17 protein-coding genes are annotated in these 15411 nt (G+C 55.5%); 9 read left to right on the forward strand and 8 right to left on the reverse strand.

What is annotated here, in order from left to right; genetic code table 11:
• The first annotated feature begins 60 nt into the window (after window positions 1–60).
• The 6 genes from ynfE to osmV all read left to right on the forward strand — a co-directional run bounded on the left by ynfE (window position 61) and on the right by osmV (window position 6848).
• On the forward strand, window positions 61–2499 hold the full coding sequence (gene ynfE / locus DAI21_RS16330) for a selenate/tellurate reductase subunit YnfE (protein ID WP_107703646.1): 2439 nt from the start codon (window positions 61–63) through the stop codon (window positions 2497–2499).
• A 12-nt stretch (window positions 2500–2511) separates the two neighbouring features.
• Window positions 2512–3126 (forward strand): Tat proofreading chaperone DmsD, encoded by a 615-nt coding sequence (gene dmsD / locus DAI21_RS16335; RefSeq protein ID WP_107703647.1) that lies wholly within the window; start codon window positions 2512–2514, stop codon window positions 3124–3126.
• 285 nt (window positions 3127–3411) lie between these two features.
• Window positions 3412–4125 (forward strand): osmoprotectant ABC transporter permease OsmY, encoded by a 714-nt coding sequence (osmY, locus tag DAI21_RS16340; RefSeq protein WP_100780281.1) that lies wholly within the window; start codon window positions 3412–3414, stop codon window positions 4123–4125.
• A gap of 18 nt (window positions 4126–4143) precedes the next feature.
• Complete coding sequence (gene osmX / locus DAI21_RS16345; protein WP_102103640.1) at window positions 4144–5043, forward strand: osmoprotectant ABC transporter substrate-binding protein OsmX; 900 nt, start codon at window positions 4144–4146, stop codon at window positions 5041–5043.
• Between the two features lie 9 nt (window positions 5044–5052).
• Complete coding sequence (gene osmW / locus DAI21_RS16350; RefSeq protein WP_100780283.1) at window positions 5053–5700, forward strand: osmoprotectant ABC transporter permease OsmW; 648 nt, start codon at window positions 5053–5055, stop codon at window positions 5698–5700.
• Window positions 5700–6848 (forward strand): osmoprotectant ABC transporter ATP-binding protein OsmV, encoded by a 1149-nt coding sequence (gene osmV, locus DAI21_RS16355; RefSeq protein ID WP_102103638.1) that lies wholly within the window; start codon window positions 5700–5702, stop codon window positions 6846–6848. Before osmW ends, osmV begins: the two co-directional genes overlap by 1 nt.
• A 50-nt stretch (window positions 6849–6898) precedes the next feature.
• Here the strand turns inward: osmV and bioD are convergent, their stop codons facing one another.
• From bioD to DAI21_RS16370, 3 genes are all read right to left on the reverse strand, one after another.
• A complete protein-coding gene (gene bioD, locus DAI21_RS16360) occupies window positions 6899–7594 on the reverse strand; it encodes a dethiobiotin synthase (protein ID WP_100780285.1) in 696 nt (231 codons plus the stop codon).
• 132 nt (window positions 7595–7726) lie between these two features.
• On the reverse strand, window positions 7727–8947 hold the full coding sequence (gene mlc, locus DAI21_RS16365) for a sugar metabolism global transcriptional regulator Mlc (RefSeq protein ID WP_100780286.1): 1221 nt from the start codon (window positions 8945–8947) through the stop codon (window positions 7727–7729).
• Window positions 8948–9065: 118 nt separating this feature from the next.
• Window positions 9066–9974 carry a LysR family transcriptional regulator gene (locus DAI21_RS16370; protein ID WP_107703648.1) on the reverse strand — a complete coding sequence of 303 codons (909 nt, stop codon included), beginning with the start codon at window positions 9972–9974 and terminating at the stop codon, window positions 9066–9068.
• A 121-nt stretch (window positions 9975–10095) separates the two neighbouring features.
• Between DAI21_RS16370 and DAI21_RS16375 the strand changes: the two genes are divergently transcribed.
• A complete protein-coding gene (locus DAI21_RS16375; protein ID WP_107703649.1) occupies window positions 10096–11349 on the forward strand; it encodes an MFS transporter in 1254 nt (417 codons plus the stop codon).
• A gap of 10 nt (window positions 11350–11359) precedes the next feature.
• On the opposite strand, the gene DAI21_RS16380 is transcribed toward DAI21_RS16375, so the two are convergent.
• Window positions 11360–11704 carry a DUF1294 domain-containing protein gene (locus tag DAI21_RS16380; RefSeq protein ID WP_107703650.1) on the reverse strand — a complete coding sequence of 115 codons (345 nt, stop codon included), beginning with the start codon at window positions 11702–11704 and terminating at the stop codon, window positions 11360–11362.
• A gap of 75 nt (window positions 11705–11779) precedes the next feature.
• Window positions 11780–12490 carry a B3/4 domain-containing protein gene (locus tag DAI21_RS16385; RefSeq protein ID WP_107703651.1) on the reverse strand — a complete coding sequence of 237 codons (711 nt, stop codon included), beginning with the start codon at window positions 12488–12490 and terminating at the stop codon, window positions 11780–11782.
• Between the two features lie 43 nt (window positions 12491–12533).
• Between DAI21_RS16385 and DAI21_RS16390 the strand changes: the two genes are divergently transcribed.
• Complete coding sequence (locus DAI21_RS16390) at window positions 12534–13136, forward strand: helix-turn-helix domain-containing protein (RefSeq protein WP_107703652.1); 603 nt, start codon at window positions 12534–12536, stop codon at window positions 13134–13136.
• A 40-nt stretch (window positions 13137–13176) separates the two neighbouring features.
• On the opposite strand, the gene DAI21_RS16395 is transcribed toward DAI21_RS16390, so the two are convergent.
• The 3 genes from DAI21_RS16395 to DAI21_RS16405 form a co-directional block, all read right to left on the reverse strand.
• A complete protein-coding gene (locus tag DAI21_RS16395; protein WP_370447033.1) occupies window positions 13177–13542 on the reverse strand; it encodes a DUF4440 domain-containing protein in 366 nt (121 codons plus the stop codon).
• A 113-nt stretch (window positions 13543–13655) separates the two neighbouring features.
• Window positions 13656–14342: a hypothetical protein gene (locus tag DAI21_RS16400; protein WP_107703653.1), complete on the reverse strand. Its 687-nt coding sequence runs from the start codon at window positions 14340–14342 to the stop codon at window positions 13656–13658.
• 54 nt (window positions 14343–14396) lie between these two features.
• Window positions 14397–14801: an SgcJ/EcaC family oxidoreductase gene (locus DAI21_RS16405; protein WP_107703654.1), complete on the reverse strand. Its 405-nt coding sequence runs from the start codon at window positions 14799–14801 to the stop codon at window positions 14397–14399.
• Window positions 14802–14912: 111 nt separating this feature from the next.
• Here DAI21_RS16405 and DAI21_RS16410 point away from each other — a divergent pair, with 111 nt between their 5' ends.
• Window positions 14913–15377 carry an NUDIX hydrolase gene (locus tag DAI21_RS16410; protein ID WP_107703655.1) on the forward strand — a complete coding sequence of 155 codons (465 nt, stop codon included), beginning with the start codon at window positions 14913–14915 and terminating at the stop codon, window positions 15375–15377.
• Window positions 15378–15411 lie beyond the last annotated feature (34 nt).

Genomic DNA, 15411 nt, shown 5'->3' on the forward strand with positions numbered 1-15411 from the left:
ATCATTACCCGGCTCTTATCACGGGTAAAACCCTACGCAATGACAAAGATGGAGTGAGTCATGTCCGATATCGAACATCACGGCGGGATCAGCCGTCGAACTCTCGTTAAATCCACTGCAATTGGCTCTCTGGCGCTCGCTGCCGGAGGGATTTCACTACCCTTCGGCCTGAAAAGTGCCGCTGCTGCCGTACAACAGGCGGTACAGCCTGCCACGGATAAAGTGGTCTGGGGCGCCTGCTCAGTGAACTGTGGCAGCCGCTGCGCCCTGCGACTACACGTCCGCGACGACGAAGTTTACTGGGTCGAAACCGACAACACCGGCGAGGATATTTACGGCAATCATCAGGTGCGCGCCTGTTTGCGTGGCCGCTCGATCCGCCGCAGAATCAACCATCCCGACCGTCTTAACTACCCGATGAAGCGCGTCGGCAAGCGCGGTGAAGGCAAGTTTGAGCGTATCACCTGGGATGAAGCCCTTGATACGATCACCCGCAGTCTGAAAGGCGTGGTGCAGAAATACGGCAACGAAGCCGTGTATATCAACTACTCCTCCGGCATCGTCGGCGGCAACATTACCCGCTCCTCGCCGTATGCCTCGCTGGTGGCGCGACTGATGAACTGCTACGGCGGATTTCTCAGCCACTACGGCACCTACAGCACCGCGCAAATCGCCTGCGCCATGCCTTACACCTACGGCTCCAACGACGGCAACAGCACCTCGGATATCGAAAACACCAAACTGGTGGTGATGTTTGGCAACAATCCGGCTGAAACGCGTATGAGCGGCGGCGGGATCACCTATTTTCTGGAACAGGCGCGTGAACGCTCAAATGCGCGCATGATCGTCATCGATCCGCGCTACACCGATACCGCCGCAGGACGCGAAGATGAGTGGATTCCAATCCGCCCTGGCACCGACGCCGCGCTGGTTGCGGGTATTGCCTGGGTGTTAATCGACGAAAACCTGGTCGATCAGCCCTTCCTCGATACCTATTGCGTCGGCTACGACGAAAAAACGCTGCCCGCCGATGCGCCCGCAAACGGCCACTACAAAGCCTATATTCTCGGTCAGGGCGAAGACGGTACGGCCAAAACGCCGCAATGGGCGTCACGCATCACCGGTATTCCCGCCGACAGAATCATCAAACTCGCCCGGGAAATTGGTAGCACAAAACCGGCGTATATCTGCCAGGGATGGGGGCCACAGCGTCAGGCCAACGGCGAACTGACATCCCGCGCCATCGCCATGCTGCCCATTCTAACCGGCAACGTCGGGATCAACGGCGGCAACAGCGGTGCCCGTGAATCCACCTACACCATCACCATTGAGCGGATGCCGCTCCCGGATAACCCGGTCAAAACCCAGATCTCCTGCTTCAGCTGGACCGATGCCATTGTGCGTGGCCCGGAAATGACCGCCACCCGCGACGGTGTGCGCGGCAAAGATAAGCTGGATGTGCCGATTAAATTCATCTGGAACTATGCCGGTAACACCATCACCAACCAGCATTCCGACATCAACAAAACCCACGATATTTTGCAGGACGAAAGCCTGTGCGAAACCATTGTGGTGATCGACAACTTTATGACCTCGTCGGCGAAATACGCCGATATTCTGCTGCCCGATCTGATGACCGTCGAACAGGAAGATATTATTCCTAACGACTACGCGGGTAACATGGGCTATCTGATTTTCCTCCAGCCCGTCACCGCGCCGAAATTTGAACGTAAACCGATCTACTGGATCATGAGCGAAGTGGCGAAGCGCCTGGGTCCGGATGTCTATCAGCAGTTCACCGAAGGGCGTACGCAGGAAGAGTGGTTAAAATTGCTGTACGCGAAAATGCTTGAGAAAGATCCACAGCTGCCCTCCTACGATGCCCTCAAAGAGATGGGCATTTACAAGCGCAAAGATCCGAACGGCCACTTTGTGGCGTACAAGCAATTCCGCGACGACCCGCAGGCCAATCCACTGAAAACGCCGTCGGGCAAAATTGAGATCTACTCCAGCCAGCTGGCGAAAATTGCCAGCAGCTGGGAGCTGGAAAAAGATGAAACCATCAGTCCGCTGCCGGTGTACGCCTCAACCTTTGACGGCTGGGACGCACCAGAGCGCAGCAAGTTCCCGCTGCAGTTGTTTGGTTTCCACTTTAAGGCTCGCACCCACTCCAGCTACGGTAATATTGATATCTTACAGGCCGCCTGCCGTCAGGAAGTGTGGCTTAACCCGGTTGATGCCGATCAGCGTGGCATTAAAAATGGCGATCTGGTGCGGGTGTTTAACGCCCGTGGCGAGGTGCGTATTCCGGTAAAAGTGACGCCGCGCATCATGCCTGGCGTCAGCGCGATGGGCCAGGGCGCATGGCACGATGCAAATATGAGCGGTGATCGTGTTGATCACGGTTCGTGCATCAACACCCTGACCACACACCGCCCGTCGCCGCTGGCGAAAGGCAACCCGCAGCACACCAACCTGGTGCAGATCGAGAAGGTTTAAAGGAACGTTGTTATGAATGAAGTGTTACCGCGCGAATCTTTCGCACTGAGTGCCCGGGTGTTGGGAGCCTTGTTTTATTTCTCACCCGACAGCGAGCAGGCCGCTCCGCTGGTGTCAGCGCTGACCACCAGCGAATGGCACCTGGACTGGCCACTGGCGCAGGACGATTTACGGCCCATTGCTGAGACCTTGCGCACCACCACCGACGAGCCGCTGGCGGATGCCTGGCAGCGTCTGTTCATCGGCCCGTGGGCGTTGCCTGCGCCGCCGTGGGGTTCCGTGTGGCTCGATCGTGAATCGGTGCTGTTTGGCGATTCGACGCTGGCCCTGCGCCAGTGGATGCGGGAAAACGCCATCGCTTTTGAGGTACAGCAAAACGAGCCGGAAGACCATTTCGGCACGCTGCTGATGCTGGCCGCCTGGCTTGCCGAAAATGGACGCGACGCCGAGCGCGATCAACTCCTGGCATGGCATTTGCTGCCGTGGAGCCAGCGCTTTTTGACGGTATTCATTGAAGAAGCCGGTCATCCGTTTTACGTCGGCCTTGCTCAGCTTGCCCGCCAGACGCTGGCCAGCTGGCAATCCTCCCTGTTAATCCCGGTCGCCGACAAACCGTTGTATCGCTAATCGTATCTTCGCACGGCACTTCTCCTGCCGTGCGAAACCCCTCATTTGTGACGGTGTCACTTCTTAAGTTTTACCTTTAGGACTATTCTGCCCGCATCCTCTGAGGCCTTACTCCATAAGGCGTAACACCCTGTTTACATTGCCATCTTCCCCGAACTGATTTTCTCTGCCGCTGGAACCCTTCCCAATCGCTTGCTATAGGTCATGTACCCCTGCCGAAACATGGCATAACAACAGGCAATCAATGGGTTGCTATAACGCATGCGCACAGGGAGACACACCGCAATGCACTCATCATTACTGACACGAACGCTGCTTTTCATCGGCGCGATTATTGCAGTTCTCGCTCTCCTCGCCTGGGGAATTGGGCTGGATACGATCAAAGCGCGCCAGGTTGACCTGCTGTATCTCGGTCAGCAGCACCTGATTTTAGTTTTCTCTTCCATGTTCTTTGCCCTGTTAGTCGGGATCCCGAGCGGAATATTACTGAGCCGCCCGGCCGCGCGTGGCACCGCCGAATACGTGATGCAAATCTTTAACGTCGGCAACACCCTGCCACCGCTGGCGGTTCTGGCCCTGGCGATGGTGGTACTCGGCATCGGTGACAAACCGGCGATTATCGCCCTGTTCCTGGCGTCGCTGCTGCCGATTGTGCGTAACACCTATGCCGGATTGTGCTCGGTTCCCGCCTCACTGCTCGAAGCCGCTAACGGTATCGGGATGACCAAATGGCAGCGCCTTCGTCAGGTGGAGATCCCAAACGCCTGGCCGGTGATGCTCTCCGGCATCCGCATCGCCACGGCGATTAACGTCGGTACCGCACCGCTGGCCTTCCTGATCGGTGCCAGCAGCTACGGCGAGCTGATTTTCCCCGGCATCTATCTGAACGATTTCCCGACCCTGATTCTGGGTGCGGCGGCCACGGCGCTCTTCGCGCTGATTCTGGATACGCTTTTGGCTGCACTGGGCCGTCTGATGAGCCCACATATCGCACGATAACAATAACAAGGAGCAAGTATGAGACTGTCTTCACGCCTGGCGGCCCTGTTTACCGCCGCGCTGTTGGTCAGCCAGGCCCAGGCCGCACCGCTGATTCTGGCGACCAAGAGCTTTACCGAGCAGCATATTTTATCTGCCATGACCGTACAGTATCTGCAAAAGAAAGGGTTTCAGGTTCAGCCGCAAACCAATATCGCGACGGTCATTTCCCGGAATGCGATGATCAACAAGCAGATTGATATGACGTGGGAGTACACCGGGACGTCGCTGATTATCTTTAACCACATCAACAAACGCATGTCGCCGCAGGAGTCCTACGACACGGTGAAACGCCTGGACGCGAAACACGGTCTGGTGTGGCTTAAACCGGCGGATATGAACAACACCTACGCGTTCGCCATGCAACGTAAACGCGCCGAAGCCGAGCACATCAACACGATGTCCGAGATGGTGGCCAAAATTGAGCAGATCCGCAAAACCGATCCGGACAACAATTGGCTACTGGGCTTAGACCTGGAATTCGCCGGGCGCAGCGATGGCATGAAGCCGCTGCAGGAAGCCTATCAGATGGAACTGGACCGTCCGCAAATCCGCCAGATGGACCCTGGTCTGGTGTATAACGCCGTGCGCGACGGTTTTGTCGATGCGGGCCTAATCTACACCACCGACGGGCGCGTAAAAGGCTTCGATTTGAAAGTGCTGGAAGATGATAAAGGCTTCTTCCCGAGCTATGCGGTCACGCCGGTGGTGCGCAAAGACACCCTTGCGGCCAACCCTGGTCTGGAAGAGGCGCTCAATACCCTCTCCGGCCAGCTCAATAACGACGTTATCACCGAGCTGAATAAAAAGGTTGATATCGACCATCAGTCACCGCAGCAGGTCGCCCGTGATTTCCTGCGTAGCAAGCAGCTGCTGTAAGGAGGCGCTATGGAGACCATTCACTACATTATTGATAACTGGGATTATTTATTAACCCTCACCTTTCAGCACCTGTGGCTGGTGGCATTAGCCGTCGGACTGGCGATTGTGACCGGCGTGCCGCTGGGCATTTTGATCGTGCGCCATAAATGGCTGGCGACGCCGGTGCTGGGCATCGCGACCATCGTTCTGACCATTCCGTCGATTGCCCTTTTCGGCCTGATGATTCCGCTCTTTTCGCTGATCGGTCAGGGTATTGGCGCCCTGCCCGCCGTTACCGCTGTATTCCTTTACTCGCTGCTGCCGATTGTGCGTAACACCCACACCGCGCTCGACAGCCTGCCGCCTGGTCTGCGTGAAGCCGGACGCGGAATCGGCATGACCTTCTGGCAGCGCCTGCGCTGGGTGGAGATCCCAATGGCCCTGCCGGTGATTTTCGGCGGCATTCGTACTGCCGTGGTGATGAATATCGGCGTCATGGCTATCGCCGCCGTGATTGGCGCGGGCGGTCTGGGGCTGCTGTTGCTGAACGGTATCGGCGGAAGCGACATTCGCATGTTGATTGCCGGTGCCTTAATGATTTGTCTTTTAGCTATTGTGCTCGACTGGCTGCTCCATCGCCTGCAGGTCGTGCTGACTCCGAAGGGGATTCGATAATGATAAAACTGGAAAACCTCACCAAACAATTTTCACAGAAAAATGGCCAGACCTTTAAGGCCGTCGACAACGTTAACCTGAACGTTCCTGAAGGGGAAATGTGTGTCCTGCTGGGGCCGTCAGGATGTGGTAAAACCACCACGCTGAAGATGATTAACCGCCTGATTACCCCGAGCAGCGGCACTATTCTGATTAACGGCGAAAATACCAATGAGATGGATACCGTCACCCTGCGCCGCAATATCGGTTACGTGATCCAGCAGATTGGTCTGTTCCCGAACATGACCATCGAAGAGAACATCACCGTGGTGCCGCGCATGCTGGGCTGGGATAAGGCACGCAGCAAAGCGCGTGCTGAAGAGCTGATGGATATGGTGGCGATGGACCCGCATAAATTCCTCAACCGCTACCCGCGCGAAATGTCCGGCGGCCAGCAGCAGCGTATCGGCGTGATTCGCGCCCTGGCGGCGGATCCTCCGGTACTGCTGATGGATGAACCTTTCGGTGCGGTAGACCCGATCAACCGTGAGGTGATCCAGAACCAGTTCCTGGAGATGCAGCGCAAACTGAAAAAGACGGTGATGCTGGTCAGCCACGATATTGACGAAGCGCTGAAGCTCGGTGACCGTATCGCCGTGTTCCGTCAGGGCCGTATCGTGCAGTGCGCCAGCCCCGATGAACTGCTGGCAAAACCGGCGAATGAATTTGTTGGCTCTTTCGTCGGCCAGGACCGCACCCTGAAACGCCTGCTGCTGGTATCGGCGGGTGACGTTACGGATCAACAGCCGACGATCACCGTGCGCGAATCCACCCCCCTGCCGGAGGCGTTTGCTACCATGGATGACAACGACATCCGCGCCATCACCGTGGTGGATGGCAACGGCAAACCGCTGGGCTTTGTGAAGCGCCGCGAAGCGCGTCACGCCACTGGCTCTTGCGCAGACATGCTGCATCCGTTCCGAATGACGGGCAAAGCGGAAGACAACCTGCGCGTTGTTCTGTCGCGTCTGTATGAGAGCAACACCAGCTGGATGCCGATCGTAGATGAAGAGGGGCGTTATAACGGTGAGATTTCGCAGGATTATATTGCGGAGTATCTGAGTTCAGGGCGAACCCGTCGTGCACTGAATATTCACAGCGACACGTAAAATACTGCGGATAATAGCCGGGCAGTCAGGACTGCTGCCCGGTTTCGACGTTACGCGACGACCTTCTCAACGGAGAAGGTGCTGTCCAGCATCGACAGATCGATGTAACGCGCCAGATCGCGCTGCTCAGCGCGCGGCAGATACGGCAGTTCACCCACCAGCGGTCCCTGCAGTTTTTTGCTCAACACGTCGATGATTTCGGCGTAATGGGCAAGACCCGGGTTGATGCGGTTAGCGACCCAGCCAATCAGCGGCAAACCATCGTTAGCAATGGCCTGCGCGGTCAGCAACGCGTGGTTAATGCACCCTTCCTGAATACCGACAACCATCAGCACCGGCAATTGTTCCTGCACCACCCACTCCGATAACGGACGCAGATCGTTCATCAGACTGCGCCAGCCGCCGGTGCCTTCGATCACCACGTGATCGACGCTATCACTGAGGTTCGCCAGCCCGTTGGACAACAGGGAATAATTGATAAGACCGCTGTGTGCGACGCTACTTTCATCTTCACTCAGCGCGATTGGGTTGATGGCCTGATAAGGCAGCTCAAGGCTTGAGACACTTTGCAGCACCAGCGCATCTTTATTGCGTAGTCCTTCTGGCGTCTCTTTACTTCCTTTCGCGACCGGTTTATACCCTGCCACACTCTTACCGCCTGCCGCCAGGGCCTGCAGCAAAGCGCGGGACACCACCGTCTTACCGACAGAAGTATCAGTACCCGTTACAAAGAAACGCTTAAGCATCACTCACTCCACCTTTTGGGCATATGCTTTGAAAATATAAACTAAGTAAATAATTCAGTGGAGTGAGTCTAAGGTATGCGCCGTCGGTCCAGATTGAGATAGCGCAATTTTTATGAGATCAGCGAAAAAGAGTTATCCCTGCAGCAGGCGGATCAATAGCGAACCGTTATACATGGCATCTTTCACCAGCGCGGCACCGGCCATGGTGCCTTGATTGGAAAACTGCGTGCTCTCGACCACCATATTTTTACTGTAGGCCGGAAGGGATTGCTGACGAATGCAGTCAGAAATCGCCGGGAACAGGATCTCGGCGGCCTGATTCAGGGGCGAGCCAATCAGGATTTTTTGCGGATTAAAGAGATTCACCATAATCGCCAGAATACGCCCGACGTTATTGCCCACACCGGTAATGATGTCCTTCGCCAGCAGATCGCCCTGCCGCGCCGCGCCGCACAAAGACTCGACGGTCAGCGGCTGGCCGTGCAACGACGAGCTCATCGACTGGCTAAGACGCAGCTGCGCCAGCTCCATTACGCTTTCGACGCTGGCGATGGTTTCGAGACAGCCGTGGTTGCCGCAGTAGCAACGCTTGCCGTAGGGATCGACCTGCGTATGACCAATTTCCACCAGGCTACTGCTCCCGGCGTGTAACAGGCGGCCATCGGTAATCACGCCTGCCCCGACGTTGTGGTCAATCACCACCTGAATCACGTCACGCGCGCCGCGAGAGGCACCAAACAGCGCCTCGGCCATCGTCCAGGCGCTGATGTCATGCTGAATATAGACCGGTACGCCGGTGTGATTCTCCAGCACTTCACCCAGCGGCATGTCTTTGACGTCGTCATAAAACGGCATGCGGTGGACGATTCCATTTTCCGTATCAATAATTCCCGGCAGGGTGATCGCAATGGACGTCAACCGCTCCAGCTTTTGCTGGTGGCGAATAAAAAATTGATCGATATGAGCAATGATGCGTTCAAGCAGGGTTTGCTCTGACTGGAGCGGCAGTTCGAGACGGTCCTCCACCACCAGCTTGCTGCTCAGATCGCGCAGGGCGAGAATCACTTCCGCGCGGCTGATACGAATCGACAGGTAGTGCCAGGCTTCGGTTTCCACCACCAGCCCCACCGCCGGACGGCCACGGCTGCCCGGCTCCTGGATTTCCGTCTCCTGAACCAGATGCGCTTCCAGCATTTCACGCACTATTTTGGTAATACTGGCTGGCGCCAACTGCGCCAGTCGGGAAAGATCGATACGCGAGACCGGGCCAAGCTGATCAATCAGGCGATACACCGCACCCGCATTGGTCTGCTTAATTTGATCAATATGTCCTGGCTGACTATCAGCAACCACCTCTTACATCCTTATTTTCGCGCTTCGAAATAAACTTTGGGCTATGGTGAAGCACTTCGCAGGCAATCGTCAAATTTAAACTTAGCCATGTGATTTGCCGCACATTTTTCGCCCTTTTTCAGGCCATTATTGGCCGCTTTGAGGCTGCAATCAGCTGGTTTTTGAAACGCTGTGCCGCATGGCTCTGTTCATGGTGTTTTGGCCATACCAGCCACATCTCAGAGACGGCATCCTCTTCGGCAATCGCCACCCAGCGCATTTCGCTAAGCTGCACGCGTTTAAATGACGCCGGAAGAATCGATACCCCCAGCCCCGCCGCAACTAAACCGATTATCGTCATCGCCTCGCCCACCTCCTGGGTGATCACCGGCGCCTGCCCGTAGCGGCGCATCAGGCCCAGAATGTCGTCGTACAACCCGGTCCCGACATGAGGGTCGAAGAAGACAAAGGGTTCCTGCGCCAGCTGGGCAAGCGTTACCGAGTCCAGTTCGGCCAGCGGGTGATAGCGAGGAATCATCGCCAGCAGCGGCTCGCGCAGAATCACTTCCCAGGCCAGGGTATCTGGCAGATGGGTGTTGCGCATCAGCCCCAGATCCAGCGAACCTTCATTCAACGGGACAATCTGCTCCCGCGTATTGATCTCGCGCGTCTGAATGTGCACATCGGGGTAATGGCGGCGAAACGACGACAGGGTATCCGACACCGCGCTGATAAACGGCGCCGACGAGGTAAATCCGATGCGCAGTTCGCCCGTTTCGCCCAGATGCAGACGTTCGGCGCGCGCGGCGGCGTCATCGACCAGGCTCAGTATTTGTCGGCTGTCGGCCAGAAACTGTCTTCCCGCCTCCGTCAGGCTGACGCTGCGGTTGGTGCGGGCCAGCAAACGTGCGCCAACCTGCTGCTCAAGGATTTGGATCTGCTGGCTCAGGGGCGGCTGGGAGATGTTCAGCCGCGCGGCCGCCCGGCCAAAATGGAGTTCTTCAGCAACAGCGATAAAGTAGCGTAAATGGCGCAGCTCGATATTCATATGTTTAACGTATCATTTGAGATTATTAATATATTAGACAGAATATTTACAATTTCCTACTCTGATCTTGTGGTCATACCCGTCACCAGAAATCACGGGGATGTTTAAGCAAGGAATGAGTGTGAGTCGTACATCTACCGTTGATATCGCCCCGGCAAGCGACATTGATGATTTACCCGCAGCACCCGCGCCGAACCAGTTTATCAAACGTGGTACTTCCCAATTTATGCGCGTCACGCTGGCGCTGTTTTCCGCCGGTCTCGCGACTTTCGCCCTGCTGTACTGCGTGCAGCCGATCCTGCCGGTTCTCTCTCATGAGTTTGGCGTCTCTCCCGCCAGCAGCAGTATTTCCCTGTCGATCTCAACCGGGATGCTGGCGGTCGGGTTGCTGTTTACCGGCCCGCTCTCCGACGCCATCGGACGCAAACCGGTGATGGTGACCGCGCTGCTGCTCGCGTCAGTGTGTACCCTGCTTTCGACAATGATGACCAGCTGGCACGGGATTCTGGTGATGCGCGCTCTGATTGGGCTGTCCCTGAGCGGCGTGGCGGCGGTCGGAATGACCTATCTCAGCGAAGAGATCCACCCGAGTTTTGTCGCCTTCTCGATGGGGTTGTACATCAGCGGGAACTCGATTGGCGGCATGAGCGGACGTCTGCTGAGCGGGGTGTTCACGGATCTGTTTAACTGGCGCATCGCGCTTGCGGTGATTGGCTGCTTTGCCCTGGCATCAGCGCTGATGTTCTGGCGTATCCTGCCGGCCTCACGCCATTTTCGCCCTACTTCCCTGCGGCCAAAAACGCTGTTTATCAACTTTCGCCTGCACTGGCGCGACCAGGGTCTGCCGCGTCTGTTCCTGATGGGCTTCCTGCTGATGGGGTCGTTCGTCACCCTGTTTAACTATATTGGCTATCGCCTGATGCTCTCGCCATGGCATCTTAGCCAGGCCTTTGTCGGCCTGCTCTCCGTGGCCTATCTCACCGGCACCTGGAGCTCGCCGAAAGCAGGCGCAATGACCGCACGCTTCGGTCGAGGGCCGGTGATGCTGGTCTCGACAGGGGTAATGCTCGCGGGCCTGCTGCTGACACTGCTCTCTTCCCTGTGGGTCATTTTCGCCGGAATGCTGCTCTTCTCCGCTGGTTTCTTCGCCGCGCACTCTGTCGCCAGCAGCTGGATCGGCCCGCGCGCCCGTCGCGCCAAAGGCCAGGCGTCATCCCTGTATCTGTTTAGCTACTACCTGGGCTCAAGCATCGCCGGGACTCTCGGCGGCCTGTTCTGGCACAACTATGGCTGGAATGGTGTCGGAGGATTTATTGCGTTGATGCTGTGCGCCGCGCTGCTGGTGGGTACGAGCCTGCATAAACGTCTGCACTGACGGTTATGCTTCAAACGAGCGACAAATGGGAAAGCTGATATACCGCCACCAGCGCTGAGACATTCACAATCACACTGACGATGAACCTGGTTTTGAATGGCTGCTTTTGCGTTTTATGGCGGAAGAGTTGTTGGCCCGCCATCGCGCCGGGCCATCCTCCCACAAGGCCAAACACCAGCAATGTAGATTCCGGCACTCTGCGCCAGCCCTTGCGCGCCGCCGTTTTATCCACGCCATAGATCACCAGCGTAAGCACATTGGCGAGCAAGAGCCAGCTGACAATAGGATGGGCGGTAAACGAGCTTCCGATCGCGGAAACGATGAGGAGCAAGTAGCAGAAGCGATTGAGATTCATAGGCGCGGTCACTGTCGTTATAACGGTAAGTTGTGCGGCATTATACGGGGTCGCGCTGTCAGGGCGAAACAGATGTCATAAACCTGGAGCGGGCTGTTTAGCATCTTCTATAAAAGCCACGTCAATCCTTACACCCGGCATCATTTCTTCAAGACCGTCTGTCAGCATCTTCCCGGCTTCATGAAGCTTCTCCAGGGGCATCTGCGGCAGACTCTCCAGGATGAACCACATTTGCTGCGCGTCCGCACTCAGGCGAGTTCTGATCCCCTGTCGCCAGTTCCAGCGGCGGCAGGTCACTCCGGCATCATCGCACCAGATAACTTCTCCGTGAGAAGGATATTCAACTGTGGGTTCACCCTCTTTGACGGTATCAAAAGGTTCTGTACCTTTTGCCACAACCAGCCGTGGCGCCCCCTGATAGGCAGCGATATTTTCTCCCCCAACCGGAACGGCATACTTCAGGCTGACGGCGTTATAGAGATCCACGACCGGATCAAGAGCGGGCATTGCGCCGTCGCGAAGAACGCGTTTACGCAGCGCATCAGCTGAGCACGGCGTGCGTTTTGGCCTGGCACCAAATCCCTGAAACACTTCTGCCCACGCGGCCAAATGTGCTTCAGCCCAGGCAGGGGTTCCAGCCAGAACGGCTTCGCAGGCTTCTTTCAGAGCGGTTTCACCAACGCGCGGGTTACGTACCGGGGCGGCCTGTACACAGATACTCAGGGCCCGGAAACCGGGGGCGATACCATAAACCTCTGGGGCAATTGACGGAGAGACAATGAACACGTGATAATCCTGTAATGACCAATTTATTCCATGATAATGACCAATGACCAAAAAAGTCAATTTAATGACCGATCCAAATGCGATTGTGAATACCGTTAACGAAGCCGTATCGCAGCGGATTAAGCTTTACCGTAAGCAAAAGAAAATATCACTCGATGAGCTGTCCCGCCGGGCGGGCGTCAGTAAGGGGGCTCTGGTTGAGATTGAGGGGTGCAGGGCAAATCCCAGCATCGCCCTGCTATGCCGCCTGGCTGCTGCGATGGGCGTTTCAGTAGCGGATTTTGTTGATGTCAGTTCCAAACCGACCGTGCATCTCATCGCTGAAGATGAGATCCCTGAGCTTTGGAAAGGCGAAAAAGGGGGAAGAGCACGACTGCTCGCAGGTTCTGGCGGCCCCGATATGACCGAGCTATGGATGTGGGAAATGCAGCCGGGGGAAAAATTTGCTTCACCCGGTCACCCGCAGGGAACGCTTGAACTGTTTTATGTACAACAGGGGACGCTTACGCTTGGCGTACAGGAGCACCTGTATTCGGTGAATACCGGCTGTTCAGCAACGGCCAGAACCGACGTCCCACATTTCTATGAGAACCGGGGGGAAAGTTCACTCACATTCATCATGACAGTAAATGAAAAAGCATCCTGAGTGCTGCTCTTAGCACAGAGCAGACTTTACTGTTCCGCGTCTAAACTTTCTTCGGCTCCGGGGTTCCCTGATGAAAAACTAACTTCCATTGCCCATTATCAGAACGCGCCCAGCACGATGAACGAAGGGAAACGCGACTACCATCCGGATGAAACGTCCTGTAATGCAAGATGGCGAAATCCTCGCGAATGCTGATGAGCCGAAAGTCGTTGCTGAGAATGGCCGGGACACATTCTTCACCCATCAGAGACGCTATCGTCTCCTCACGAGTCACCAGGACGCCCGAGCGTGTAATTTCCTTGAACTCAGGATGAAGTATGTGCTCAAGCCATTCAAGGTCGTTCCGTTTGATCCCATGAAGAGTGCATTCAAGTGCTTTCAGTTTTTCCAGAAGCATGGCGTTCATCCTCATTGAAATTCCTGTCACCTGGTATTAAAGCTGCCAGAGATAACGAATGCGATAACCTGATATCAGCAATCTGCTAGTGCTCGTTGTTAAACATTTTTCAACCACTGACATTATTCGAACTTATTTATTAAGCGCTTAGTCCAGTTATAGTTAACTCTCGCTAATACCAACGCTCCCGAAACGTCACCGAAATCAACCGCCTGATGTCGCACAAAAAACTCGCGCAGTTCCGCGGGTAAAAACGCTGCGCTATATCGCAACAGTGTGCTGTGCCAGAACGGTGCGGGCAAAAGGCTGCCCGTATGGCGCAGCAGCAGTTCATCTTTCCATTGGGAATTTAAAACGCTCTCGCAGAATGACTGGCGCAGGGCAATGGCGGGATCATCGGGGATACCAGCCAGCAGCAATTGACTGGGCAGTGCCACCAGCCTTAGCTGCCGGATCACAATGTGCTTTCCCTGATATTCACGCCAGATATCGGTCAACTGCCCTGTTTTTTCCGGCAGCGACTCCTTTTCCTCATACAGCGGCAGAGTCAGAGGCAGAAAAGTAAAATGGACGCTACTGACAGGAAGAACATCGGCTAGTCGATCGCCCTCCGTGCGTTGCTCCAGTTCGCGAATGAGGCATACCACAGGCTCGGGCAATACCGGCTGTATGCCCGTTGCAAGCGCCAGTTTGTCAGGATCGTAGTAACGCTCTTTCCTGATTTCCCCGATAGCGGGGTTTTCCCGCCAGAGCGCGAGGGTTTTCTGATTCGTCGCGCTGTACGCATTTTGCAGACGGGTGGCGTTCATAGCAGACCTGCCAGGGCGAGAGGGTTGAGTTCCCTTCACTTTGCCCTCCTCTCTTCAGGCCGTCTCAGGATCTAACAGAGAGGTGCCATAGGAATTATCGATTGTACACAGCCAACGCTCATCCGTTTCCTGCCTGAAAACATAGGTCGCACGACGTGTGGTTTCGACCGTTCCCCCCTTGCCATCAGGGAAGCGAAGTACGGTTTCCATAATAACGAGCGCATTGCCGCCCCCTTCGATCACCTGCATCTCTCCCTGCTCAACAATAAGTTGATCCTGAAAATAATCAGAGATGGCAATAAACGCTTTACGGATATTCTCTTTACCTGTGACGGTTAATCCCGGCTTCACCACCAGAGCAGCATCTTCAGCGTAATTCTCCATCAGAGAATCAAAGTCTTTAGCGGAAATCGCTCTGTCACAAGATTCAATAATCTGACGTAACGGATGTGAGTGCATAATGATTATCCTGTAAAGTGTCCCACCTGTATTACCTGGTAACTCAGTGTATATGTATAGCTACTATATTTTATGAGTTGTTGGGATTAACACGTTATTTCAGGAGGCTTTGTGCGCACTCGCCCGTCATCCCGGTTAATCGTTCTTTCGCCTGAGAATCGCGTTTTGCTCTTTTGCTTCTGCCATAACGATGACGCTCTGCGTGGAAAGACCTACTGGGCAACGCCTGGCGGAGGGCTTGAGCACAATGAATCTTTCGAGCAGGCTGCGTTGCGCGAATTACGTGAAGAGACGGGCCTGACAAGAGACTCAGCAGGTCCGCAGATAGCCTCCAGAACCTTCGAAATGATGCTGCCGAGTGGGGAGACTGTTCTCGCCGAAGAGCGTTTTTTTATTATTCATGCAGATCAATCAGATATCGACCGCTCAGAATGGAGCAGCAATGAAAAGAAGGTCATTCGCGAGCACCACTGGTGGACAATCGAAGAGCTGAGACAGACCACTGAAATCATCTTTCCAGCCGATTTGATCATTGAAATACTTGAAGGTTCAGCTGTGTTTACTGCTGCAAAATGACGCTGATATCCGCGCCTGGCACCCGCAGCCAGGT

It is taken from the genome of Lelliottia sp. WB101 (assembly GCF_003051885.1).
GTDB classification, from domain to species: domain Bacteria; phylum Pseudomonadota; class Gammaproteobacteria; order Enterobacterales; family Enterobacteriaceae; genus Enterobacter; species Enterobacter nimipressuralis.

Coding starts and splice junctions, on each gene's coding strand:
- DAI21_RS16395 (WP_370447033.1), bottom strand. CDS start 13,542: ATGAACGCCATGCTTCTGGAAAAACTGAAAGCACTTGAATGCACTCTT.
- ynfE (WP_107703646.1), top strand. CDS start 61: ATGTCCGATATCGAACATCACGGCGGGATCAGCCGTCGAACTCTCGTT.
- DAI21_RS16405 (WP_107703654.1), bottom strand. CDS start 14,801: ATGCACTCACATCCGTTACGTCAGATTATTGAATCTTGTGACAGAGCG.
- DAI21_RS16400 (WP_107703653.1), bottom strand. CDS start 14,342: ATGAACGCCACCCGTCTGCAAAATGCGTACAGCGCGACGAATCAGAAA.
- osmX (WP_102103640.1), top strand. CDS start 4,144: ATGAGACTGTCTTCACGCCTGGCGGCCCTGTTTACCGCCGCGCTGTTG.
- DAI21_RS16370 (WP_107703648.1), bottom strand. CDS start 9,974: ATGAATATCGAGCTGCGCCATTTACGCTACTTTATCGCTGTTGCTGAA.
- bioD (WP_100780285.1), bottom strand. CDS start 7,594: ATGCTTAAGCGTTTCTTTGTAACGGGTACTGATACTTCTGTCGGTAAG.
- DAI21_RS16380 (WP_107703650.1), bottom strand. CDS start 11,704: ATGAATCTCAATCGCTTCTGCTACTTGCTCCTCATCGTTTCCGCGATC.
- osmY (WP_100780281.1), top strand. CDS start 3,412: ATGCACTCATCATTACTGACACGAACGCTGCTTTTCATCGGCGCGATT.
- osmW (WP_100780283.1), top strand. CDS start 5,053: ATGGAGACCATTCACTACATTATTGATAACTGGGATTATTTATTAACC.
- dmsD (WP_107703647.1), top strand. CDS start 2,512: ATGAATGAAGTGTTACCGCGCGAATCTTTCGCACTGAGTGCCCGGGTG.
- osmV (WP_102103638.1), top strand. CDS start 5,700: ATGATAAAACTGGAAAACCTCACCAAACAATTTTCACAGAAAAATGGC.
- DAI21_RS16390 (WP_107703652.1), top strand. CDS start 12,534: ATGACCAAAAAAGTCAATTTAATGACCGATCCAAATGCGATTGTGAAT.